This window comes from Pseudomonas poae RE*1-1-14, from assembly GCF_000336465.1.
GTDB lineage: Bacteria > Pseudomonadota > Gammaproteobacteria > Pseudomonadales > Pseudomonadaceae > Aquipseudomonas > Aquipseudomonas poae.
This window is the reverse complement of sequence record NC_020209.1, coordinates 3,635,105-3,659,254: the sequence shown is the minus strand read 5'-3', so window position 1 is coordinate 3,659,254 and position 24,150 is coordinate 3,635,105. Positions and strand designations below refer to the sequence as shown.

Annotated in this window: 16 protein-coding genes and 1 pseudogene; 8 read left to right on the top strand and 9 right to left on the bottom strand. The window is 62.7% G+C overall.

What is annotated here, in order from left to right; genetic code table 11:
* Positions 1–7: 7 nt before the first annotated feature.
* Entirely contained in the window at positions 8–712 is a 705-nt protein-coding gene (gene treR, locus H045_RS15970) for a trehalose operon repressor (RefSeq protein ID WP_003238088.1), read from the bottom strand.
* 252 nt (positions 713–964) lie between these two features.
* Here treR and treP point away from each other — a divergent pair, with 252 nt between their 5' ends.
* The 5 genes from treP (at position 965) to H045_RS15945 (ending at position 8,311) form a co-directional block, all read left to right on the top strand.
* Entirely contained in the window at positions 965–2,407 is a 1,443-nt protein-coding gene (gene treP, locus H045_RS15965) for a PTS system trehalose-specific EIIBC component (protein WP_032871515.1), read from the top strand.
* Between the two features lie 117 nt (positions 2,408–2,524).
* Positions 2,525–4,171 carry an alpha,alpha-phosphotrehalase gene (gene treC / locus H045_RS15960; RefSeq protein ID WP_015372892.1) on the top strand — a complete coding sequence of 549 codons (1,647 nt, stop codon included), beginning with the start codon at positions 2,525–2,527 and terminating at the stop codon, positions 4,169–4,171.
* Positions 4,172–4,243: 72 nt separating this feature from the next.
* Entirely contained in the window at positions 4,244–5,464 is a 1,221-nt protein-coding gene (locus H045_RS15955; protein ID WP_015372891.1) for a maltoporin, read from the top strand.
* Between the two features lie 34 nt (positions 5,465–5,498).
* Positions 5,499–8,030 carry a phosphoenolpyruvate--protein phosphotransferase gene (gene ptsP / locus H045_RS15950; RefSeq protein WP_015372890.1) on the top strand — a complete coding sequence of 844 codons (2,532 nt, stop codon included), beginning with the start codon at positions 5,499–5,501 and terminating at the stop codon, positions 8,028–8,030.
* Positions 8,031–8,032: 2 nt separating this feature from the next.
* The gene (locus H045_RS15945; RefSeq protein WP_003238083.1) at positions 8,033–8,311 is read left to right on the top strand and encodes a PTS sugar transporter subunit IIB; all 279 of its coding nucleotides are present in this window, start codon (positions 8,033–8,035) and stop codon (positions 8,309–8,311) included.
* A 61-nt stretch (positions 8,312–8,372) separates the two neighbouring features.
* Here the strand turns inward: H045_RS15945 and mltF are convergent, their stop codons facing one another.
* Complete coding sequence (gene mltF, locus H045_RS15940) at positions 8,373–9,833, bottom strand: membrane-bound lytic murein transglycosylase MltF (protein WP_003238082.1); 1,461 nt, start codon at positions 9,831–9,833, stop codon at positions 8,373–8,375.
* Between the two features lie 285 nt (positions 9,834–10,118).
* On the opposite strand from mltF, the gene purL reads away from it, so the two are divergent.
* Together purL and H045_RS15930 are read left to right on the top strand one after the other, a co-directional pair.
* Positions 10,119–14,015 (top strand): phosphoribosylformylglycinamidine synthase, encoded by a 3,897-nt coding sequence (gene purL / locus H045_RS15935; RefSeq protein WP_015372889.1) that lies wholly within the window; start codon positions 10,119–10,121, stop codon positions 14,013–14,015.
* Between the two features lie 4 nt (positions 14,016–14,019).
* The gene (locus H045_RS15930; RefSeq protein WP_015372888.1) at positions 14,020–14,331 is read left to right on the top strand and encodes a YqfO family protein; all 312 of its coding nucleotides are present in this window, start codon (positions 14,020–14,022) and stop codon (positions 14,329–14,331) included.
* Between the two features lie 580 nt (positions 14,332–14,911).
* Here H045_RS15930 and nagE read toward each other — a convergent pair.
* From nagE to H045_RS15895, 7 genes and pseudogenes are all read right to left on the bottom strand, one after another.
* Positions 14,912–16,603, bottom strand: coding sequence for an N-acetylglucosamine-specific PTS transporter subunit IIBC (gene nagE / locus H045_RS15925; protein ID WP_015372887.1), 1,692 nt, complete (start codon positions 16,601–16,603; stop codon positions 14,912–14,914).
* A gap of 24 nt (positions 16,604–16,627) precedes the next feature.
* Complete coding sequence (gene ptsP, locus H045_RS15920) at positions 16,628–19,141, bottom strand: phosphoenolpyruvate--protein phosphotransferase (RefSeq protein ID WP_015372886.1); 2,514 nt, start codon at positions 19,139–19,141, stop codon at positions 16,628–16,630.
* Between the two features lie 29 nt (positions 19,142–19,170).
* Positions 19,171–20,181 (bottom strand): SIS domain-containing protein, encoded by a 1,011-nt coding sequence (locus tag H045_RS15915; RefSeq protein ID WP_003238948.1) that lies wholly within the window; start codon positions 20,179–20,181, stop codon positions 19,171–19,173.
* Positions 20,174–21,280, bottom strand: a complete 1,107-nt coding sequence (gene nagA, locus H045_RS15910) for an N-acetylglucosamine-6-phosphate deacetylase (protein ID WP_015372885.1) — start codon at positions 21,278–21,280, stop codon at positions 20,174–20,176. Before nagA ends, H045_RS15915 begins: the two co-directional genes overlap by 8 nt.
* Positions 21,281–21,290: 10 nt before the next feature.
* Positions 21,291–22,057, bottom strand: a pseudogene (locus H045_RS15905) (GntR family transcriptional regulator).
* A gap of 262 nt (positions 22,058–22,319) precedes the next feature.
* Positions 22,320–22,823, bottom strand: a complete 504-nt coding sequence (locus tag H045_RS15900; RefSeq protein WP_015372884.1) for a L,D-transpeptidase family protein — start codon at positions 22,821–22,823, stop codon at positions 22,320–22,322.
* Between the two features lie 24 nt (positions 22,824–22,847).
* The gene (locus H045_RS15895) at positions 22,848–23,399 is read right to left on the bottom strand and encodes an NUDIX hydrolase (RefSeq protein WP_015372883.1); all 552 of its coding nucleotides are present in this window, start codon (positions 23,397–23,399) and stop codon (positions 22,848–22,850) included.
* A gap of 147 nt (positions 23,400–23,546) precedes the next feature.
* Here H045_RS15895 and H045_RS15890 point away from each other — a divergent pair, with 147 nt between their 5' ends.
* Entirely contained in the window at positions 23,547–24,149 is a 603-nt protein-coding gene (locus H045_RS15890; protein ID WP_003238938.1) for a CoA pyrophosphatase, read from the top strand.
* The last annotated feature ends 1 nt before the right edge of the window (position 24,150 follow it).

Below are 24,150 nucleotides of genomic sequence, written 5' to 3'. Positions count from 1 at the left end.
GCTCAGTCTACCGCCGCGCCACATCCGAAAAATAAAACTTATCCAACGTATGCCGCGACTCGGTGTACTCAAACTGCCGCCCATCCTGCAAAAACGTCTGGTTACTCACCACAATCACATGACTCTGCCCGTCAAGGTCCAGGTGCGTCTGGTCGTCCTTGCTGCGGGGCAGGGCTTCGATGGTGCGCTGCGCGTAGCTGATCTGCAGCTGTAACTTTTCTTCGATAAACGCATAGATCGACTGCTCTGCAATCGAGCGATCCAGCCCGGGGAGCAGGTCGGCGATGAAGTGGTTGATGTCCAGGATCACCCGTTTGCCGCCAATGCGCCGCACCCGTTTGATGCGGGTGATCAGGGTGCCGGGTTCGGCTTCGATGTGCTGCAGCAGCGCGCCTTCCAGCGGCAGTTGGGTGAATTCGACGACGTCGGTGTGTACGTCATCGCCCAGATCGGCGTGGGTTTCATGGAAGCTGACGATGCCGCCCAGTTGGAATTCGATGGGGTTGGGTGACAGTACGAACGTGCCCTTGCCGTGGATCTTTTGCGCGAACCCGCGCTCCTGCAACTGCTCGATGGCGCGGCGCACGGTGCCTCGGCTGGCCTGGTAGCTGTCCATCAGTTCGGTTTCGGAGGGAAGGCGCGTGCCGCGCTGCAGGCGTTCAGTGGTGATGCTGGCAAGCAGATCCGTATAGATCTGGTTGTATTTGCTCATGGGGATGGCTCTGTGCCGGCTTTATGAAGGTGAACGGCGCGTTCAAGGCAGGAACCTTAGTGGCAGAGGTGGGGTTTGTCCATTGGGCGCGGGTGGGTGATCAGAAATGTCTTACTTCAAAATGGGAAAATTAAGCATTTTGTAACTCGTACAGACGAGTTATTGCTTTAACTCGTCTGTACGAGTAGTTTTGTCCTCGGCGTGCTGCCAATGGCTGCCCTCAATAAAAAAATCAAAGTGGATACCACAAGCATGAGCCACGACTATTCCAACATCGCCCGCGAGATCCTCGACAACCTCGGCGGGCGCGACAATCTTGAGCAAGCCGCCCACTGCGTGACGCGCCTGCGTCTGGCGCTCAAGGACCCCAGCCTGGTCAAGGGCAGCGCGTTGAATCAGGTCGATCTGGTCAAGGGCTCGTTCTTCACCGGTGGCCTGTTCCAGGTGGTAATCGGCCCCGGCGAAGTGGAAAAGGTCTACGCCGCCCTGCGCGAGCTGACCGGTCTGGCGGCGGCCACCATCGCCGACGTGAAGAAAGCCGGCGGCGACAAGACCAACCCCATGCAGCGTCTGGTGCGAGTGTTCTCCGACGTGTTCATGCCGATCCTGCCCGCGCTCATCATCGCCGGCCTGCTGATGGGCATTAACAACCTGATGGGCGCCAAGGGCATGTTCATCGAGGGCCAGACGCTGCTGGAGGCATACCCGAACCTGGACGGTCTGTGGAGCCTGATCAACCTGATGGCCAACACCTCGTTCGTGTTCCTGCCGGCGCTGGTGGGCTGGTCGGCGGCCAAGCGGTTCGGCGGCAGTGAAATCCTCGGCATCGTGCTCGGCCTGATGCTGGTGCACCCCGACCTGCTCAACGCCTGGAACTACGGCAAGGCCGTCGCCGGGCTGGACGGCCAGAGCCTGCCGTACTTCGATATTTTCGGCTGGTTCCGGATCGAGAAGGTCGGCTACCAGGGGCAGATTTTGCCGATCCTGATGGCCGCCTTTGTGATGAGCGTGATCGAAAAATGGCTGCGGGCCCGGGTGCCCAATGCCATTCAGTTGCTGGTGGTGCCGATCACCACCATCGTGGTGACCGGCGTGCTGGCGCTGGCGATCATCGGCCCCGTGACGCGTCATCTCGGCATCCTGATCACCGAAGGCCTGGTCACCCTGTTCGAGATCGCGCCCATGCTCGGCGGCGCGATTTTCGGCCTGCTCTATGCGCCGCTGGTGATCACCGGCATGCACCACATGTTCCTCGCGGTCGACCTGCAGCTTATCTCCACCCAGGGCGGCACCTTTATCTGGCCGATGATCGTCATGTCCAACCTGGCCCAGGGCAGCGCCGCGCTGGCGGTGTTCTACATGACGCGCAATGCGCGGGACAAGAGCATGGCCTCGACCTCGGCGATTTCCGCCTATTTCGGCATCACTGAGCCGGCGATGTTTGGCGTGAATCTGCGCTTCAAGTTTCCGTTCTATGCCGCGCTGCTGGGCTCGGCCCTGGGCAGCATTTTCCTCGCACTGAACAAGGTGCAGGCCTCGGCCATCGGCGTGGGCGGGTTGCCTGGGTTTATCTCGATCGTGCCGAGCGCCATCCCGGTATTCGTGGTGGGCATGGTGATCGCGATGGTCGTGCCGTTTGCGTTGACCTGTGTGTTGAGCATGAAGATCGTTCGGCCGGGGTACAGGGTTGCCTGACCTGCCGCTATCGGGAGCAAGCCCCTCCCACAGTTGGAATGCATTTGAAGTGTGGGAGGGGGCTTGCTCCCGATGAGTACTTCCTCCACGGCACAAAATCTACTGAAGGAACCCGCCATGCAACACTGGCAACACTCGGTGATCTATCAGATCTACCCCAAAAGCTTCCACAGTCACGCGGGGAACGCCACCGGTGACCTGCTCGGCATCGTGGACAAGCTCGATTACCTCCAGTGGCTGGGCGTCGATTGCCTGTGGATCACGCCATTCCTGCGCTCGCCGCAGCGCGACAACGGTTACGACATCAGCGATTACTACGCCATCGACCCCAGCTACGGAACCATGGCCGACTGCGAGTTGCTGATCGGCGAAGCAGCCAAACGCGGTATCACATTGATGCTCGATATCGTGGTCAACCACACCTCCATCGAGCACGAATGGTTCCAGCAGGCGCGCAGCAGCCTCGACAATCCGTACCGCGACTTCTACATCTGGCGCGACCAGCCGAACAACTGGGAGTCCAAGTTCGGCGGCTCGGCCTGGGAGTACGAAGCGCAGACCGGCCAGTATTACCTGCACCTGTTCGACCATACCCAGGCCGACCTCAACTGGGACAATCCCAACGTGCGCGCCGAGGTGTTCAAGCTGATGCGCTTCTGGCGCGACAAGGGCGTGGGCGGTTTCCGCCTGGACGTGATCAACCTGATTTCCAAGCCCGCCGATTTCCCCGAAGACAGCAGTGATGGCCGGCGCTTCTACACCGACGGTCCGAACGTGCACCAGTACCTGCAGGAAATGCACCGCGAAGTCTTCGAAGGCCACGAGTTGATCAACGTCGGCGAGATGTCATCCACCAGCCTCGAACACTGCATCCGCTACTCGCGGCCGGAGTCGAAAGAACTGTCGATGACCTTCAACTTTCATCACCTGAAAGTCGACTACCCGAACTTGCAGAAGTGGGTGAAGGCCGACTTCGATTTTTTGCAGCTCAAACGCATTTTCTCCGACTGGCAGTTGGGCATGCAGGCCGGCGGCGGCTGGAACGCGCTGTTCTGGTGTAACCATGACCAGCCGCGGGTGGTCTCGCGCTTTGGTGACGACGGCGAGTATCGCGTGGTATCGGCCAAGATGCTCGCCACCGCGCTGCACTTTTTGCAGGGCACGCCGTTTGTGTACCAGGGTGAAGAGCTGGGCATGACCAATCCGGGGTTCGACCATATCGAGCACTACCGCGATGTGGAGACCCTGAATATTTTCCGTCTCAAGCGCGATGCCGGTGAATCCGAGGCCTCGAGCATGGCGGCGATCATGCAGAAGTCCCGCGACAACGGGCGCACACCGATGCAATGGAGCCGCGAGGCGAACGCCGGCTTCAGCAGCGGCGAACCGTGGATCGGCATCCCGGCCAATGCGGCGCAGATCAACGTCGACTGCCAGCGCGATGATCCGGATTCAGTGCTGCATCACTACCGCACGCTCATCGCCTTGCGCCGTTGCGAACCGCTGATCCAGGAAGGTGTTTACCGCGAGTTGCTGCAAGGCCATCGGCAGGTCTGGGCGTACCTGCGCGAAGGCCATGGCGAACGTTTGCTGGTGATCAACAACTTTTATGGTCAGCCCTGCGATATCCAGCTGCCTGACCATGTGATCAATGCGTCGACAGAGCAACGCCTGCTGATCAGCAACTACCCCGATTGCCCGGCGCGCACGGGCACGGTGGCCTTGCGTCCTTACGAATCCTTTGTGCTGCACCTCAAGGACTGATCCTCGCTGCAACCCCTGCATGAGCGTGCAGGGGCGCTTCAAAAAACATAATAAAAATGAGTGGAGTGCGTCATGAAAACAACAATAAAGCTGGGCCTCGTTGCCTCCTGTCTGAGCCTGCCGTTGGGCGCCCAGGCGCTGGAATTTGCCGGCTATTTGCGCAGCGGCGTGGGGACGTCCACGGGCAGTGGCAAGCAGCAATGTTTCCAGTTGCCCGGTGCGCAGACCAAATACCGCTTGGGCAACGAATGCGAGCAATACGGCGAACTGGAACTGCGCCAGGACCTGCTGACTCTCGACGATGGTTCGGTACTCAGCGTCGATGCGATGGCGTCGCTGTACAACAAATATGACCGCGCCCTCAGATTTCAGGGCGAAGACCACGGCACGGCGCGTATGCCGCAGATGTATGCACAGTGGTCCAATTTGCCCGCCCTTAACGGCGGATCGCTGTGGGCCGGGCGGCGTTACTACAAACGTAACGACATCCATATTTCCGACTTCTATTACTGGAACCAGAGCGCCACCGGCGGCGGTATCGAGGACGTGCTGATCGGCGGCCTCAAGTACAGCTACGCGCTGTCGCGCAAGGACAACCTGTACCAGAAGGAATACGCCACCCGTCACGACTTCAACGTCGCCGGCTTCAATACCAACCCCGGCGGCGAGCTGGAATTGGGCTTGAGTTACATCGCCAAGGCCGGCGGGCGCGACACCAACAGCGGCTGGGCCTTGACCGCGCAGCATGTGCAGACGGCGTTTCTGGGCGGCAAGAGCAAATTTGCCCTGCAATACGGCGAAGGCCCGGGCACGGGCCTGGGCTACACCGGCAATACCTTCCTCGACAAGAGCAGCAAAAGTTACCGTGCCGTCGAATTCTTCGACTGGCAAGTGACCCCGCGTTTCGGTGGGCAGGTCGAGGCGGTGTACCAGAAGGATATTCGCCCTGGCAGCCAGGACCAGACCTGGATGTCCATCGGCGTGCGCCCCGCGTATGCGCTTACCGAGCAATTCAAACTGGTCACCGAACTCGGTCATGATCAGGTCGAAGCCGCTGGCGGCACACGCAAGCTGAGCAAATTCACCTTCGCGCCTACCTGGTCGCCCAAAGGCCCGGAATTCTGGGCACGGCCGGAAGTGCGTTTGTACTACACCTATGCGAGCTGGAACGGCGCGGCCAAGCGTGCGGCGAATGAGCTGGCGGCCGGTTCGGCGCTGTCCGACACCGGTGCCTACGGCAGCGCGCGGCATGGTTCGAACGTGGGGGTGCAGGTTGAATACTGGTGGAAATGAACGCGAACCCATTCAAAAAACAACAGGTGAAGTCATGACCCCATCCAAACCTCTGGAACTGCTGGCGCCCCTGTCCGGTGTGTTGCTGACGCTGGAACAGGTGCCCGACCCGGTATTTTCCAGCCGCATGATTGGCGATGGCCTGTGCATCGACCCTACCTCGCAGACCCTCTGCGCGCCGCTCGCCGGGGTGATCAGCAACATTCAGGACACCGGGCATGCTGTCAGCGTCACCGACGACAACGGTGTGCAGGTACTGATGCATATCGGCCTGGACACGGTGCACCTGGCCGGCAAGGGCTTCACCCGGCTGGTCGTGGACGGCCAGCGGGTGGAGGCGGGGCAGGCGCTGATCGAGTTCGATGCCGATTACGTGGTGCTCAATGCCCGCAGCTTGCTCACGCTGATGCTGGTGGCGAGCGGCGAACCGTTTGTGCTGCTGGCGCCGGAAGCCGACACGGTAGCGCTCGGGCAGCCATTGATGCAGGTGTCGCCCGCCCAGGCCAGTGACGCGGCATGTGAAGAGCAGGGCGATGCCGTGTTCTCGGAGCCGCTGACCTTGCCCAATGCCAACGGTTTGCACGCGCGCCCCGCGGCGGTGCTGGCGCAGACGGCCAAGGGTTTCAAGGCCACTGTTCATCTGCACAAGCAAGCCCAGCGCGCCAATGCCAAATCGTTGGTGGCGATCATGGCGTTGCAAACCGCGCAGGGCGATACCTTGCAGGTGAGCGCGGCGGGGGAGGATGCCGACGCGGCGATCAAGGCAGTGGTGACTCTGTTGGCGCAGGGTTGCGGCGAGACCGTCGAGGCTGCGCCGCAGGCAGCGCAAGTGGCCACGCCCGATACGTCGGCGACGTTGCTGCGTGGTGTCTGTGCGTCACCGGGCTCGGCGTTCGGCCAGGTCTTTCAAGTGGCCGAACCCGCGCTGCACATCACCGAAGAAGGCGCCGGCACCTCGCTTGAACACGCAACGCTCACCCGCGCGCTGCTGGCCGCCACCGAAGCCTTGCAGGCGCTTCAGGACAAGGCGGCCGGCAGTGCCCAGGCGGAAATCTTCCGCGCCCATCAGGAACTGCTCGACGACCCCACTTTGCTGGAGCAGGCCCATGGCCTGCTTACCAAGGGCAAGAGCGCCGCCTACGCCTGGAACAGTGCCACTACGTCAACCGCCAAGCTGTTCCTCGGCATGGGCAATGCGTTGCTCGCCGAGCGGGCGGCGGACCTGGCCGATGTCGGTCGGCGCGTACTGAAGCTGATCCTGGGCATTCAGGACAGCACCTGGGAACTGCCCGAGCGCGCGATCCTGATCGCCGAGCAACTCACACCGTCGCAAACCGCCGGCCTGGATACCGGCAAAGTGCTGGGGTTTGTCACCGTCGGTGGTGGCGCCACCAGCCACGTCGCGATCCTGGCCCGCGCCCTTGGCCTGCCATCACTGTGTGGCGTGTCGATGCAGGTGCTGGCCCTGACCAACGGCAAGCAGGTATTGCTCGACGCCGACAAGGGCGAATTGCACCTGGAGCCGGACCTGGCCGAAATCGAAGCACTGCAAGTGGAGCGTGAACAGCAACTGCAGCGGCGTGAGCGGGACATGGCGCAGGCGTCAGCGCCTGCCACAACACGTGACGGGCATCGCATCGACATCACCGCCAACGTCGCCTCGTTGCAGGAAGTGCAACAGTCCCTGCCCCTGGGCGGCGAGGGCGTCGGCCTGCTGCGCTCGGAGTTCCTCTACCTGGACCGCAACCGCGCGCCAAGCCACGAGGAACAGGCGGACACCTACAGCGCCATCGCCCGTGCCCTGGGCACCGAGCGAAGCCTGGTGGTGCGCACCCTCGACGTCGGCGGCGACAAACCGCTGGCGTATGTGCCGATGGATGCCGAGGCCAATCCTTTTCTCGGGCTGCGCGGCATTCGCCTGTGCCTGGAGCGTCCCGAGCTGTTGCGCGAACAGCTCCGAGCGATCCTCGCCAGTGCCGGGCTGGCGCGGCTGCATATCATGTTGCCGATGGTCAGCCTGCTGTCGGAGCTGCACCTGGCGCGCAAGATGCTTGAAGAGGAGGCGCAGGCGCTGGGTCTGAGTGAGTTGCCCAAGCTGGGCATCATGATCGAAGTGCCGTCCGCCGCGCTGATGGCGGATGTGTTTGCGCCTCACGTGGATTTCTTCTCCATTGGCACCAACGACCTGACCCAGTACACCCTGGCCATGGACCGCGACCACCCACGGCTGGCCAGCCAGGCCGACAGCTTTCACCCCGCAGTGCTGCGGCTGATCGCCAGCACCGTCAAGGCCGCCCATGCCCACGGCAAGTGGGTGGGCGTGTGCGGCGCGTTGGCGTCCGAAGTGCTGGCGGTGCCGCTATTGATCGGGCTGGGGGTGGACGAGCTGTCGGTCAGCGTGCCGCTCATTCCCACCATCAAGGCCACGGTGCGTGAGCGTGCACTGAGCGACTGCCAGCTTATCGCCCGGCAAGTACTGGGCCTGGAAGAGGCCGCCCACGTGCGCGAGGCCCTGCGCCAATTTCACGCGGCCACCGTCGACACCTCACCTGTGCGGGAGAACTGAATATGCTGGATAAATTGAAGCAGGCGTTCTGGAAGGCGCTGACCCCGGACCTGATCGCCGAGACGGACACCGCGCCAGTGCCTGGGCTGTTGTCGGCCGAGGTGCTGAGTGCCTTGGGCGGGGTGGATAACCTCAAGTCGCAGCAACGGGTGGCGCTGACACGGGTGAGGGTGCAATTGCAGGAGGCGGGGCGGTTGGATGAGGCGGCGTTAAAAACGGCGGGGGTGCCGGGGGTGATGGTATTGTCAGGCGGTGTCGTACACCTGATCACTGGCCTTTAAGCCCGAATGCAGATCCACCCAACAATGGAGATCCAAATGTGGGAGGGGGCTTGTGCTGTGTTCAGAGCTTGGGATTGTCTTCCGGCGGCTTGCTCTTGTCCACGCCCGGTACATGCAGGTCGCCTTCCACCACCTGATTGCCCTCAAGCTGCGGCTGCGTCACCCAGGTGAGGATGTCGTAGTAACGCCGGATGTTCGCCACGAAGTGCACCGGCTCACCGCCACGGGCATAACCGTAGCGGGTCTTGCTGTACCACTGCTTCTGCGACAGGCGCGGCAGCATCTTCTTCACGTCCAGCCACTTGTTCGGGTTCAGGCCTTCCTTCTTCGCCAGGATTCGCGCGTCATCCAGATGGCCAGTGCCCACGTTGTAGGCGGCGAGGGCGAACCAGGTGCGGTCCGGTTCGGCGATCTTGTCGTCCAGCTCATCCTTGATCCGGGCCAGGTACTTGGCGCCGCCCATGATGCTTTGTTTGGCGTCCAGACGATTGGACACGCCCATCGCCTGCGCCGTGTTCTGCGTCAGCATCATCAGGCCGCGCACGCCGGTCTTGGAGGTGACGGCCGGTTGCCACAGCGATTCCTGATAGCCGATGGCCGCCAGCAGCCGCCAATCGACCTTTTCTTCCTTGGCGTAGGCCCGGAAATGCTTCTCGTATTTGGGCAGGCGTTGCTGCAAGTGCTGGGCGAAGGTGTAGGCGCCGACATAGCCGAGTACATCGACATGCCCGTAATAGCGGTCTTTGAGACGCTGCAGGGTGCCGTTCTTTTCCACCTTGTCGAGGTAGCTGTTGATCTCGTTGAGCAGGCTGTTGTCGGTACCTGCGGCCACGGCCCAGCTCTGGTTGCTGGCATTGCCCAGGTCGAAGGCCACGCGCACGTTGGGAAAGTACACCTGGTTCATCGCCACTTCGTTGGAGTCCACCAGGGTCAGGTCGATTTGCCCCTCGTCCACCATGCGCAGCAGGTCGACCACCTCGACGGCATCGGATTCTTCGTAGTCGATGGCCGGGTTCTGTTTTTTCAGCGCCGCCAGTTGTTCGGCGTGGGTGCTGCCCTTGAGCACCATGATCTTCTTGCCCACCAGGTCCGCCGCGTTGGTGGGGCGTGACTGGCCGTTGCGGTAGATAACCTGCGGCGTCACTTCCAGGTACGGATGGGAGAAGCGCACCTGTTGCTGGCGCGGCTCGCTGCGCACCAGGCCTGCGGCGGCGAGCACCGGGCCGTTGGGTTTGCCCAGTTGGCCGAACAGGTCGTCGAGATTGTCGGCGGTCTCGATCTCGAGCTTCACGCCCAGGTCATCGGCAAAGCGCTTGACCAACTCGTACTCGAAACCGGTTTCACCGTTGCGGTCCTGGAAATAAGTAGCGGGACTGTTCCGGGTGATCACCCGCAATACGCCATCCTCCTTGATTCGTTCGAGCGTGCTGGGTTTGTCAACACAGGCGCTGAGCATCAGGAAGAGTCCGGTTGCGAGCAGCCATTTGGCGCATCGCGGGCGCAAAGCAGTTGGGGAGAACATCTGCGCAGTATACGCAAACGGCCCGTGGCGCCATATCTCGACAGCGGCGCACTTGTCTGCTAGCGCCGCGAAAACTGTGCTGCAGCCCGCAGAAACGTGGCTTGGCGCACGATTGTGACGGTTAAAATAACTGCGCCCAACGCCGAGGATTTTGCCCCGATAGGGTGCGACGGCTGCCAACTGACGTCCGGCAACGGCCAGCGGTGCCGTTTCGGGTGCCGTTGGCGAAGGTTTACGCTAGAATGCACGGCCTCAAAGCACACCCCCTCCGAGGCTGTCCCGAAGATGTTGATCCTGCGCGGCGCTCCTGCCCTTTCTGCCTTTCGCCACAGCAAACTCCTTGAGCAACTGAGCCAGAAGGTTCCAGCGGTTACAGGCCTGTATGCTGAATTTGCTCACTTCGCCGATGTGACCGGCGTGTTGACCGCCGACGAACAGCAAGTGCTGGCACGCCTTCTGAAGTACGGTCCCAGCGTTCCCGTTCAAGAGCCCGCGGGCCGCTTGTTCCTGGTTCTGCCGCGGTTCGGCACCATCTCGCCCTGGTCGAGCAAGGCCAGCGACATCGCCCGCAACTGTGGCCTGGACAAAATCCAGCGCCTGGAACGCGGCATCGCCTTCTACGTCGCCGGGCAGTTCAGCGAGGCCGAGGCCGAGTTGATCGCCAGCAGCCTGCACGACCGCATGACCCAGATCATCGTCAGCCAGTTGGAACAGGCTGCCGGCCTGTTCAGCCACGCCGAGCCCAAGCCGCTCACCGCGATTGACGTGCTCGGCGGTGGCCGCGCCGCCCTCGAGAAGGCCAACACCGAACTGGGCCTGGCCCTGGCCGAAGACGAGATCGACTACCTGGTCGACGCCTTCACTGGCCTTGCGCGCAACCCCCACGACATCGAACTGATGATGTTCGCCCAGGCCAACTCCGAGCACTGCCGTCACAAGATCTTCAACGCCAGTTGGGACATTGACGGCCAGAGCCAGGAAAAAAGCCTGTTCGGCATGATCAAGAACACCTACGTGATGCACAGCGAAGGCGTGCTGTCGGCTTACAAGGACAACGCCTCGGTGATCGTCGGCTCCGTTGCCGGCCGCTTCTTCCCGGACCCCGAGACCCGCCAGTACGGCGCGATGCAGGAACCGGTGCACATCCTGATGAAGGTTGAAACCCACAACCACCCGACCGCGATTGCCCCGTTCCCCGGCGCAGCCACCGGTTCCGGCGGCGAAATCCGCGACGAAGGCGCCACCGGCCGTGGCGCCAAGCCAAAGGCGGGCCTTACCGGTTTCACTGTGTCCAACCTGCAGATCCCGGGTTTCGAACAACCGTGGGAAGTGCCGTACGGCAAGCCTGAGCGCATCGTTACCGCACTCGACATCATGATCGAAGGCCCGCTGGGCGGCGCCGCGTTCAACAACGAATTCGGGCGCCCGGCACTCACCGGTTACTTCCGTACCTTCGAACAGTCCATCACCACCCCCCGTGGCGATGAAGTGCGCGGCTACCACAAGCCAATCATGTTGGCTGGCGGCATGGGCAACATCCGTGAAGAGCACGTCAAGAAAGGCGAGATTCTGGTCGGCTCCAAGCTGATCGTGCTCGGCGGCCCGGCCATGCTGATCGGCCTGGGCGGCGGCGCGGCCTCTTCCATGGCCACCGGCACCAGCTCGGCAGACCTGGACTTCGCTTCCGTACAGCGCGAAAACCCCGAGATGGAGCGTCGCTGCCAGGAAGTCATCGACCGTTGCTGGCAGTTGGGTGACAAGAACCCGATCAGCTTCATCCACGACGTCGGCGCCGGCGGTTTGTCCAACGCCTTCCCGGAACTGGTCAACGATGGCGACCGTGGTGGCCGTTTCGAACTGCGCAACATTCCAAACGACGAGCCGGGCATGGCCCCTCACGAAATCTGGAGCAACGAATCCCAGGAGCGCTACGTACTCGCCGTCGGCCCTGACGACTTCGCGCGTTTCCAGGCCATCTGCGAACGCGAGCGCTGCCCGTTTGCCGTGGTTGGCGAAGCCACCGCCGAGCCGCAGTTGACCGTGACTGACAGCCACTTCGGCAACAGCCCGGTGGACATGCCGCTGGAAGTGCTGCTGGGCAAAGCCCCGCGCATGCACCGTTCGGCGGTACGTGAAAGCGAGCTGGGCGATGATTTCGACCCAAGCGCCCTGGACCTGTCCGATAGCATCGAGCGCGTGCTGCACCACCCGGCCGTGGCGAGCAAAAGCTTTTTGATCACCATCGGCGACCGCACCATCACCGGCCTGGTTGCCCGTGACCAAATGGTCGGCCCATGGCAGGTTCCGGTGGCCGACGTTGCCGTCACCGCCACCAGCTTCGATGTGTACACCGGTGAAGCCATGGCCATGGGCGAGCGCACACCGCTGGCCCTGCTGGACGCCCCGGCGTCGGGCCGCATGGCCATTGGTGAAACCCTCACCAACATCGCCGCCTCGCGCATCGGTAAGTTGTCCGACATCAAACTGTCGGCCAACTGGATGTCGGCCGCTGGCCACCCCGGTGAAGACGCGCGCCTCTACGACACCGTCAAGGCTGTCGGCATGGAGCTGTGCCCGGAACTGGGTATCACCATTCCGGTGGGCAAGGACTCCATGTCCATGGCCACTCGCTGGAACGAAGACGGCACCGACAAGAGCGTCACCTCGCCGCTGTCGCTGATCGTTACCGGTTTTGCGCCGGTCACCGACATCCGCCAGACCCTCACCCCTCAACTGCGCATGGACAAGGGCACCACCGATCTGATCCTGATCGACCTGGGCCGTGGCCAGAACCGCATGGGCGCCTCGATCCTCGCGCAAACCCATGGCAAGCTCGGCAAACACGCGCCGGACGTGGATGACGCCGAAGACCTCAAAGCCTTCTTCGCCGTGATCCAGGGCCTCAACGCCGATGGCCACCTGCTGGCGTATCACGACCGTTCCGACGGCGGCTTGCTCACCAGCGTCGTGGAAATGGCGTTTGCCGGTCACTGCGGCCTGAATATCGTGCTCGACAGCGTTGCCGAGGATGCCTCTGAAATCAACGGCATCCTGTTCAACGAAGAGCTGGGCGCCGTGATCCAGGTGCGCCAGGACGCGACCCCGGACGTACTCGCCCAATTCAGCGCCGCCGGCCTGGATGACTGCGTGGCGGTGATCGGCCAGCCGATCAACAACGGTGAAGTCAATATCTCGTTCAATGGCGACACCGTGTTCTCCGGCCAGCGCCGCCTGCTGCAACGTCAGTGGTCCGAGACCAGCTATCAGATCCAGCGCCTGCGTGATAACGCCGACTGCGCCGAGCAGGAATTCGACGCGATCCTGGAAGAAGACAACCCGGGCCTGAGCACCATGCTCAGCTTCGACGTCAACCAGGACGTGGCCGCGCCCTACATCAAAAAAGGCATCCGCCCACAGGTTGCCGTGCTGCGTGAGCAGGGCGTCAATGGCCAGGTGGAAATGGCTGCCGCGTTCGACCGTGCTGGCTTCAATGCGATCGACGTGCACATGAGCGATATCCTCGCCGGGCGCGTTGACCTCAATGAGTTCAAAGGCCTGGTCGCCTGTGGCGGTTTCTCCTACGGCGACGTGCTGGGAGCCGGTGAAGGCTGGGCCAAATCGGCCCTGTTCAACAGCCGTGCCCGCGATGCGTTCCAGGGTTTCTTCGAGCGCAACGACAGCTTCACCTTGGGCGTGTGCAACGGTTGCCAGATGATGTCCAACCTCAGCGAACTGATCCCCGGCAGCGAGTTCTGGCCGCACTTTGTGCGCAACCGTTCCGAACAGTTCGAAGCGCGCGTTGCCATGGTGCAGGTGCAGGAGTCCAACTCGATCTTCCTGCAGGGCATGGCCGGTTCGCGCATGCCAATCGCCATCGCTCACGGTGAAGGCCACGCCGAATTCAGCAGCGAAGAAGCGCTGCTCGAAGCCGACCTGTCCGGCACCGTCGCCCTGCGTTTCGTCGACAACCACGGTAAGGTCACCGAAGGCTACCCGGCCAACCCGAACGGCTCGCCGCGCGGGATCACCGGCCTTACAAGCCGCGACGGCCGTGTGACCATCATGATGCCGCACCCGGAACGCGTGTTCCGCGCCGTACAGAACTCGTGGCGCCCGGAAGAGTGGGACGCAGACGGCGCGTGGATGCGCATGTTCCGTAACGCCCGCGTTTGGGTGAACTGAGGCCGTGTACAAGCTCGCCTTCTTTGTACCCGCAAGCCACGTGGAGACGGTGAAAGCCGCCGTCTTCGCCGCCGGCGGCGGGCGCATCGGCAACTACGACAGCTGCGCCTGGCAAGTACTCGGCCAGGGCCAGTTCCGCGCGTTGGACGACAGCCAGCCGTTTATCGGGGAGGTCGGCCAGGTTGAAGTGGTTGAAGAATGGAAGGTTGAGCTGGTAGTGGCGGATGAGTTGATCGTGGCTGTTGTGGCTGCGTTGAAGCTGAGCCACCCGTATGAGACACCGGCGTATGAGGTGTGGCAGTTGGCGGATTTTTGATCTGTTGGCTGCATGAATGAGAAACCCGCTGGGCCAGTTTGGCCGGCGGGTTTTTTGTTGGCTGTGAAGGCCTCATCGCGGGCAAGCCCGGCTCCCACAGTTTGAACGTGTCGTCCTGTCATGCACCAATCGACGGTGGGAGCTGGCTTGCCTGCGATGGCGGTGGTGCAGGCACCTCAGACCTTTCCCACAAGCCTTCAGGTTGTCCGTCGGAACTCGCACAACTAACCTTCGCCAGTCACTGCCAATTCAGCGACCGGGACTGCAAGCCCGCCGAAACCTCACCAGTTAGTCACAAGCGCCTTTATAATTGCGGCGCTTTTTCATGGTCGCCATTTATGGCGGCTGTGTGCGGGAGACCTTCGGGTCTACCGAGACTTGCTGGTGACTCTCGGTCTTGCAGGCCCGTACGCAGCTGCCACCCATCATCTGCAAGTGATGCTGGTAGTTCTTACTTCACACCAGAGGTTTACCATGATCGAAGACAGCCCAAATCCCCCATCTGACTCCCTGCCCACCGACCAAATCTTCACCGTCCTAACCTGCCTGAACAGCGAAACCCTGCTCGCCACAGGGGATATCAGGCGTTGATCGGACGAGTCACCAACCGCTCCAACGCTTCACCCAACCCGGACGCCTTGTCACCCATCAACAGGTGCCAAACACCGCTCTCAAGCTGACTCACACCCTGGCAACCAAGCGTAATGAGCTGAGCTTCAGACAACCGCGAATCATCCCCCAGCTCCACCCGCAACCGCGTCATCGCCACTGCCTCCAGCTGCCGCACATTGGCTCGTCCACCCAGTGCACTCAGCCATTTCTCGGCCTCCTGCACATTCACCGCGGCTGGCTTATCCACAGGCGCAACCGGCGCACTGGCAACAAATGACGGCATCGCCAGGCGAATTTCATCAGCAATGCTGTCAGCCATCGGCCCGACCACCACCTGCAAACTCCCGCCATTACCCGGCCGCACCACCGCCATGGCGCCCAGCGCTTTCAACTCCCCATCCACTGCTTTGTTGCGATCGACCATGTCCAGCCGCAACCGCGTGGTGCAGGCGCCTACACTCAGCAGATTGTCCGCACCGCCCAAGGCCTGGATATAAGCCGTAGCCCGCTGGTTGTCGCTCATCACCTCGGCCTGCACCACCTGGATATCTTCCCGGCCCGGCGTTTTCAGGTTGAAACGGCGAATGCAGTAGCTGAACACGCTGTAGTAAATCACCGCATACGCCGCTCCCACCGGGAACACCAGCCAGCCGTTGGTGGACTTGCCCCAACCCAGCACCATGTCGATAAACCCACCGGAGAAGGTAAAGCCCAAGTGGATATTCAGCAGGTTGGTCACGGCCATCGACAGGCCGGTGAGCACCGCGTGGATCAGGTACAGGAACGGCGCCAGAAACATGAATGCAAATTCAATCGGCTCCGTCACCCCGGTGAGGAATGACGTCAGCGCCATCGACAGGAAAATCCCGCCCATCACTTTACGCCGCTCCGGCAGCGCATTGCGGTACATCGCCAGGCACGCCGCTGGCAGGCCGAACAGCATCACCGGGAACATGCCGGTCATGAACTGGCCGCCTTTGGGATCGCCGGCGAAGTAGCGCGTCAGGTCGCCTGTGACAACTGCGCCGGTGACCGGGTCGGTAAAGGTGCCAAACACGAACCACGCCATATTGTTGAGGATATGGTGCAGCCCGGTGACGATCAGCAGCCGGTTGAACACACCAAACACGAAGGCGCCGAGGCTGCCGCTTTCCATCAGCAACGCGCCGAAGCTGTTGATGCCCTGTTGGATCGGCGGCCAGATCAGCCCAAAGATCACGCCCAGGCCAACCGCGCTGAACCCCGTGACAATCGGCACGAATCGTCGCCCGCCAAAAAAGGCGAGGTACTCCGGCAACTTGATGTCCTTGAAGCGGTTATACAGCGCGCCGGCCATCAATCCACTGGCGATACCGGCGAGCATGCCCATGTTGATGGTGGTGTCCATCACCTTGAGCGTGGAGATCATCACCAGATAACCAATCGCCCCGGCCAGGCCCGCCGTGCCGTTGTTGTCGCGGGCAAAACCCACGGCGATACCGATGGCGAAGATCAGCGCCAGGTTGGCAAAGATCGCTTGCCCGGCATCGTGCATTACCGCGATGTTCAAAAGGTCCGTATCGCCCAGGCGCAGCAATAGGCCGGCAATCGGCAGAATCGCGATCGGCAGCATCAAGGCGCGGCCCAGCCGTTGCAGGCCTTCGATAAAATGTTGATACATGGCGTGTCTCCTTTTTTGTTGTTGTCAGCTCAGCGGCCAGTGGTGTTGACACGCGTGGCGAACGGCCTTGGCGCTGCTCAGGTCTAGCAGGCCCTGGCTCAGTTGCCGGCAATGCGCCGCGTCCAGGTGGCGGACGCGGTCCTTGATTTCGCCGATCTGCAGCGGGCTTACCGACAGCTCGCTGACCCCCAGGCCGATCAGCACCGGTGTCGCCAATGGATCGGATGCCAGCGCACCGCACACACCCACCCAACGCCCGTGCGTCGCTGCCCCCGCGCACGTCTGGGCGATCAGCCGCAGCAGGGCCGGGTGCAACGCGTCGACCCGTGCCGCCAGGCCGGCGTGGTCGCGGTCCATGGCCAGGGTGTACTGGGACAGGTCATTGGTGCCGATGGACAAAAAGTCGGCATGCCGCGCGAGCTGCTCGGCCATCAGCGCGGCGGCGGGCACTTCGATCATCACGCCCAGTTCCGGGCGCTGTGTGAGGCCCAGCTCGGCGCACAGTTCATCCAGGCGCTGGCGGATCTGCAGCAATTCATCCACCTCGCTGACCATCGGCAGCAGAATGCGGCAGCGTCCGAGCGGCGATACTTGCAGCAGCGCGCGCAGTTGCTGGTCGAGCACATCGGGCCGCACCTGGGCCAGACGAATACCGCGCAGGCCCAGCACCGGATTGGCTTCGGCGGGGAGTGGCAGGTAGTCGAGCTGCTTGTCGCCGCCCACGTCGATGGTGCGGATGATCACCGATTTATCGCCCATGGCATCCAGCACGTCCTGGTACGCCTGGCGCTGTTCCTGTTGATCCGGCGCGGTGCGGCGGTCGACGAAGAGGAATTCGGTGCGCAGCAGACCCACGCCATCGGCACCGTTTTCGAAGGCTACCTGGGCCTCGGCGCTGGAGGCGACGTTGGCGGCCACTTCAATGCTCACGCCATCGGTGGTGAGGGCCGGCAGTTGAGCCTGGGCTTGTTGCTGTCGGCGACGCAGTTGCTGTGCGTCGCGAATCTGGTGCACCTGGACATGACGCGCCTCGCTGGGCGCCAGTTCCAGGCGACCGTTGGCGGCGTCCAGCACCACGCGCTGACCCTGGGGCACATCGAGCAGTTCGGTGCCCAACGCCACCACGCAGGGCAGGCCTTTGCCCCGCGCCAAAATAGCTACATGGGAGGTCGCGCCGCCTTCGGCCATGCAGATACCGACGGCCTGTTGCGCGCTCAGTTGCAGCAGGTCCGAGGGCGTCAGCTCATGGGCGCTGACAATCGCTCCCGCCGGTAATTCGACGTGCCAGGCTTCACCGAGCAAGACGCGCAACACGCGCTGTTGCAGGTCGCGCAGGTCATTGGCGCGCTCGGCGAACAACGGTTTGCCCACCGCCAGCAACACCGCGCATTGGGCCTGGATTGCATCGCGCCAGGCATGGGTGGCGGCGCTGCCCTGTTCGATGGATGCGCTGGCGGCGCCAAGCAACGCCGGGTCTTCCAGCAGGGCCAGGTGGGCGGCGAAGATGTCTTCTTCCTCGGCGTTTTTGCGCTGCCGAGCCAGCGCCAGCGTGTTGCGGATTTCGCCGCGTACCTGCTCCAGTGCTGCGTCCAGACGTTTGAGTTGTTCATTGACGCGATGGCCACCGGTATCGGCAGGCAGCTCAATACCGCTGAGGCGGATCAACGGCCCGCACACCAGGCCGGGTGCGGCGCACACGCCTTGCAGCACGCCGGCTTCGCTGCTGACCCGGTGTGGCGCGGCGGCAACAGCCTCAGCCTGACGGGCTTCGCTGATCGCCACGGACAAGGCTGCCACCAATGCCTGCAACGCCGCATCGGCATCGTTGCCGTGACAGCTGACGCGCACTTCATCGCCCTCGCCAATGCCCAGGCCCATCAGGCCAATCAGGCTATCGCAGGCGGCGGATTGACCGGCGAAGTGCAAGTGCGACTGGCTGCTGAAGCCAGCTGCCGTTTTGCGAATCAGCGCCGCCGGGCGCGCATGCAGACCGCCGCGATGGGTCATGCGTACGCTGGCGCTGGCCTCGACGCCGAGGTTATCCACAGCGGCTTCAGCGGAAATTGACGAACGCACAGAGACCCGCATCAATGGCTCGCCAACCTTCACGGTTTTCAATGCACACGGCGTCAGTTCAAAGCGCTCGCTGTTGGTCAGAATGATCGGACTCACCAGGCTCTTGCACCGTCGCGCGATGCGGTCCAGGTCAAAGCGCATCAGCGCTTGCCCGTCGCTCACCTGCGCGCCGTGCTCAACCAGCAGCTCAAAGCCTTCGCCACCCAGCTCCACGGTGTCGATGCCCAGGTGCATCAGCAATTCGGCGCCGTTTGCCGCGCGAATCGTCAACGCATGCCCGGTGCGGGCGACGTGGATGATGACCCCGTCGCACGGCGCATGCAGGCAGTCATTCAACGGGTCGATGGCGATACCGTCGCCCAGCGCGCCGCTGGCGAACACGTCATCGGGGACGCTGCCCAAGGCCAGCATCGGCCCACTGAGGGGGGCGCTGAGGGTCAAAACATTATTGTTGTTGGACATGGGCACGGTACTCATCAGGAAAACACCACTCAGTGAGTGCGGGTAACTTTGCTCAGGTGACGCGGCTGGTCCGGGTCCATGCCCCGTGCTTCAGCGAGGCCTGCGGCCATCACGTAAAAGCTCTGGATGGCCAGGATCGGGTCCAGGCTCGGGTGCTCGGCGCGGCTCAAGGTCAGGTCGCGCTCGATGACATCGTCCGGCGCGGCCAGCAACACCCGAGCGCCGCGTTGGCGCATATCGGCGGCCAGGCTCAGCAGGCCGGCCTGCTCGGCACCGCGCGGGGCGAATACCAGCAGCGGGTAGTTTTCGTCGATCAAGGCCATCGGCCCATGGCGCACTTCGGCGCTGCTGAAGGCTTCGGCCTGGATTGCCGAGGTTTCCTTGAGCTTGAGCGCGGCTTCCTGGGCCACCGCAAATCCGGCGCCACGGCCGATCACCATCAGGCGCTGGCTGTCCTTCAGGGCCTCGATGGCCTGGGTCCAATCCTGTGTGGCAGCTGCACGCAACTCATCGGGCAAGGCGCGGCATGCCTGCAGCAAATCGGCTTCCTGGCTCCAGTGCCCGATCAACTGCGCGCTGGCGCTGAGGGTGGCGATAAAGCTTTTGGTCGCCGCCACGCTGAGTTCCGGCCCGGCGCACAGTGGCACGTGGAATTCGCAGGTGGCTTCCAGCGGCGAGTCCTCGGCGTTGACCAGCGAGATACTCAAGGCTCCGCGCTTGCGCAGCAGGCGCAGGCTGTCGACCAGGTCCGGGCTCTGTCCCGACTGCGAGAAGCCGAACGCCACCTGGCCTGTGACCTGCAACGGCGCCTGCAACAGGGTCACCACCGACATCGGCAGCGACGCCACCGGGATGCCCACATGCTGCATGGCGAGGTAGGCGAAGTAGCTGGCGGCATGGTCCGAACTGCCCCGGGCGATGGTCATCGCCACCTGCGGCGGCTGGCGGCGCAGGTGCCCGGCGATGTTCTCCAGTGGCGGGCCGAGCCGTTGCAGTTGTGCGGCGACGGCATCAGCGGAGGCCAAGGCCTCTTCAAGCATTTTTGAAGTCAATGGTTTCTCCTTCGACCATTACGTCGGTGAGGGTCAGGGCGCGGTCCAGGCGCACGCAGTCGGCAAAGCTGCCGGGTTGCAGGCGGCCGCGCTCCGGCAGGCCCAGGTAGTCCGCAGGAAATTGCGACAGGCGTTGTGAGGCTTCGCTGATGGGCAGGCCGATCTTCACCAGGTTGCGCAGCGCCTGGTCCATGGTCAGCGTGCTGCCAGCCAGGGTGCCGTCGGCCAGGCGTACACCGCCCAGGCATTTGGTCACGGTGTGGCTGCCCAGCTTGTATTCGCCGTCGGGCATGCCGGCGGCGGCCGTGGAGTCGGTCACGCAGTACAGGCACGGGATCGAACGCAGGGCCACGCGCATGGCGCCGGGGTGCACATGCAGCAGGTCCGGGATCAGTTCGGCGTATTGGGCGTGGGCCAGCGCGGCGCCGACGATGCCGGGTTCGCGGTGATGCAGCGGGCTCATGGCGTTGTACAAATGGGTGAAGCTGGTGGCGCCGGCTTCGAGGGCGGCCACGCCTTCTTCATAGCTGCCCAGGGTGTGGCCGATCTGCATGCGCACGCCGCGTTCGCTGAGGGCGCGGATCAATGCCGCGTGGCCGGCGATTTCCGGCGCGATGGTGATCACGCGGATCGGCGCCAGGGCCAGGTAAGCCTCCACTTCGGCCATCAAGGCGGTGTGGGCGAAGTTGGGCTGGGCGCCGAGTTTGCCCGGGTTGATGTAGGGGCCTTCCAGGTGGACGCCGAGCACCCGCGCGCTGCCGGACGGGCGTTGCTCGCAGAAGGTGCCGAGCTGGCCGAGTACTCGGGAAATGTCCTCCACCGGCGCGGTCATGGTGGTGGCCAGTAATGAGGTGGTGCCGAAGCGCACGTGGGTGCGGGTGATGGTTTCGAAGGCTTGGGCGCCTTCCATGATGTCGGCACCGCCACCGCCGTGCACATGCAGGTCGATAAAGCCCGGCAGCAGGTAAGGCAAGTCGTTGTCGGCCGGATCGCAGGGCGTGCCTTGGATGGCGCTCACCCGGCCGTTTTCGTGCACCAGGCGGCCGCGAATCCAGCCGTGGGGTGTGAGGATATTGTCTTCGGACATGGGCAGTTCTCTAGAGCCGCAGCTCAGCGGAGTAGTCATGGCGGCGCAGCTCTGCGACAAAGTCGTAGTAGTCGTTGCGGCAATAGGTATCGGTGATTTCAATCGGCGTGTTGTCGGCGGTGTAGCCGACACGGGACATCAGCAGCTCAGCAGCATGGCGGTGCCGGGGGCGATGCCCACGAGGGCGGCGAACTCGTCCGACGCGTTGATCGCCTGCACGTGCTGCAGGGCGCGCACGATGGGCTTGCCGATGCCTTCCAGGTATTCGTAGAGCGAATTGCCCAATGCCTGCGGCTGCGGCAGCACCGAGGCGGGTAGGGTGGTCATTTCGATGGCCATGACCGTGTCATCGGCTTTGCGCAAACGCTTGAGGCGCGCGACCTTGTCGGTGGGCGACAGGGCGAGACGGATCAGCTCTTCGTGGGTTGGCGGGGTGATATCGCGCTCCAGCCAATGCGAGCTGGGCACAAACCCCTTGAGGCGCAGCATTTCGCTGAAGCCCGAGAGGCGCGACAGCGGTTGTTCAAGGCGTGGCGTGATAAAGGTGCCGGAGCCCTGGCTGCGGCGGATCAGGCCCTGGGAAAACAGCACTTGCAGGGCTTTGCGTGCGGTGACCCGCGAGATACTCAATTGCTCGCTGAGTACGCGCTCGGAAGGCAAGGCCTGCTCCGATTTCCACTCGCCGGCATGGATGGCCGCTTCCAGGTTGCGGGCCAGCTGCAGGTAGAGCGGCGTGGACTGTGTGTCGTCGGGGCGCAAGGCCAGGATGGGGTTCATGAGTGAGTGTCCGATGCGTTATTTGGAGTGTTGTCGCCCGGTATTGGCCGGAAACTAATACCACTTAGATACCATGTCAATGCACCCAAAATCGTGCAGGTGGCGGTTTCAGGGCCCTGTATTGGGGCCTGGTATCAAGTGGTATTAGAGAGGTCTTTATGGCGCGCAGAACGGCGCAAGCCCGCGCGGTGAACTGGTATTCACCGGCGGGCGCTGCCAGGGGCGGGAATTTATTTCGAATTATTTTACGAGCGGTTGAGGATCAGGGGCGGATCTCGATCAGGGTGCCGTCCTTGACCAGGTTCCATACCTCGCGCATGTCGACATTGCGCATGCCGATGCAGCCATCGGTCCAGTCCAGGGTGTGGAACCACTGCTCCGGGTAGTCTTCGGTGTCGGGTGTGCCGTGGATCATGATCATGCTGCCCGGCTTCACGCCTTCGCGGCGGGCGCGGGCGGCGTCGCTGATATTGGGGTAGGAAATGTGCATGGCCAGGTTGTAGCGATCGCTGACCTTGCGCCAGTCGAGCCAATAAAAGCCTTCCGGCGTGCGGCGGTCGCCCTCGATCAGCTTGTGGCCCTTGGGGTTCTTGCCCAGGGAGATGCGGTAGGTCTTGAGGGGCTTGCCGTCGTTGATCAACTGCAATTGGTGGGCAGATTTAAGTACCAGGACTTTTTCCACCGGTTTGCCGCCCAGGGTTTCCAGGGTGGACGCCGGCGATAGCGTGGCGAACGACAGGCAGAGCAGAGCAAGCAACCAACGCATTGACACGATTTCCTGGGAGCCGGATCAGGACCGGGCGATTTTCGACATGGGTGGCACCGCTTCGCTACGCACCGGGAAGGTCCGTTGCAGACGGTCGGCAAAAAAGCATTCCAGGGTACGCCCAACCGTGCGGAAAGCCAGGTCGGACCAGGGGATATCGGCCTCGTCGAACAGCTTCACCTCAAGGCTTTCGATGCCGGCGGCGAAGTCCAGGTCGACCAGCTCTGCGCGGTAAAAAATATGCACCTGATTGATATGGGGCACGTCGATTAACGTGTAGACCTGCAAATTGCGTATGCGCGCGCAGGCTTCTTCAAAGGTTTCGCGCACGGCGGCCTGTTCGACGGTTTCGCCGTTTTCCATGAAGCCCGCAGGCAGGGTCCAGTAGCCCAGGCGCGGCTCGATGGCACGGCGGCACAGCAGCACTTTGTCGCCCCAGACCGGCAACGTGCCGGCGACGATATTGGGGTTCTGATAGTGGATGGTGTGGCAGTGATCGCACACATAACGCAGATGCGCGTCGCCATCGGGGATGCGTTGGGTGACCGGTTTGCCGCACTGGCTGCAGAAGTTCATGCTCGGGTTCCTGGAGAGTGCGTGCATCTTGGCTTGGTGCCAGGCGTTCCTGCAAGTTGTCGTTTCACGACAGGCTTGCGGTTTTGGGGTTGGGCGCCCGCTGGCTTTGGTGCATGATGCGAGGTAGCCAACAGACCGAGATGACTCATGCTGGACGAGCTACTTCGCCGGGTAAGCAATCACACGCCGCACACGCTGGAGACCGACGGGCGGTTCCCCGAGGCCGCTGTGCTGGTGCCCATCACCCGCAGCGACGAACCCGAGCTGATCCTGACCCTGCGCGCCAGCGGGCTGTCGACCCATGGCGGCGAAGTCGCGTTTCCCGGCGGGCGCCGTGACCCCGAAGACCCGGACCTGATTTTCACCGCGCTGCGTGAAGCCGAAGAGGAAATCGGCCTGCCGCCGGGCCTGGTGGAGGTGATCGGCCCCTTGAGCCCGCTGATCTCCCTGCATGGCATTCGCGTTACGCCTTATGTGGGGGTGGTTCCCGATTACGTCGAGTACCTGGCCAACGACGCCGAAATTGCCGCTGTTTTCAGTGTGCCACTGGATTTTTTCCGTCAGGACCCGCGCGAACACACTCATCGCATCGATTATCAGGGCCGCAGTTGGTACGTGCCGAGCTATCGGTTTGGCGAGTACAAGATCTGGGGGCTGACCGCCATCATGATCGTCGAGCTGATCAACCTGCTGTATGACGATGCCAGGATCAGCCTGCACGAACCGCCCAAGAGCTTCATCAATATCTAAG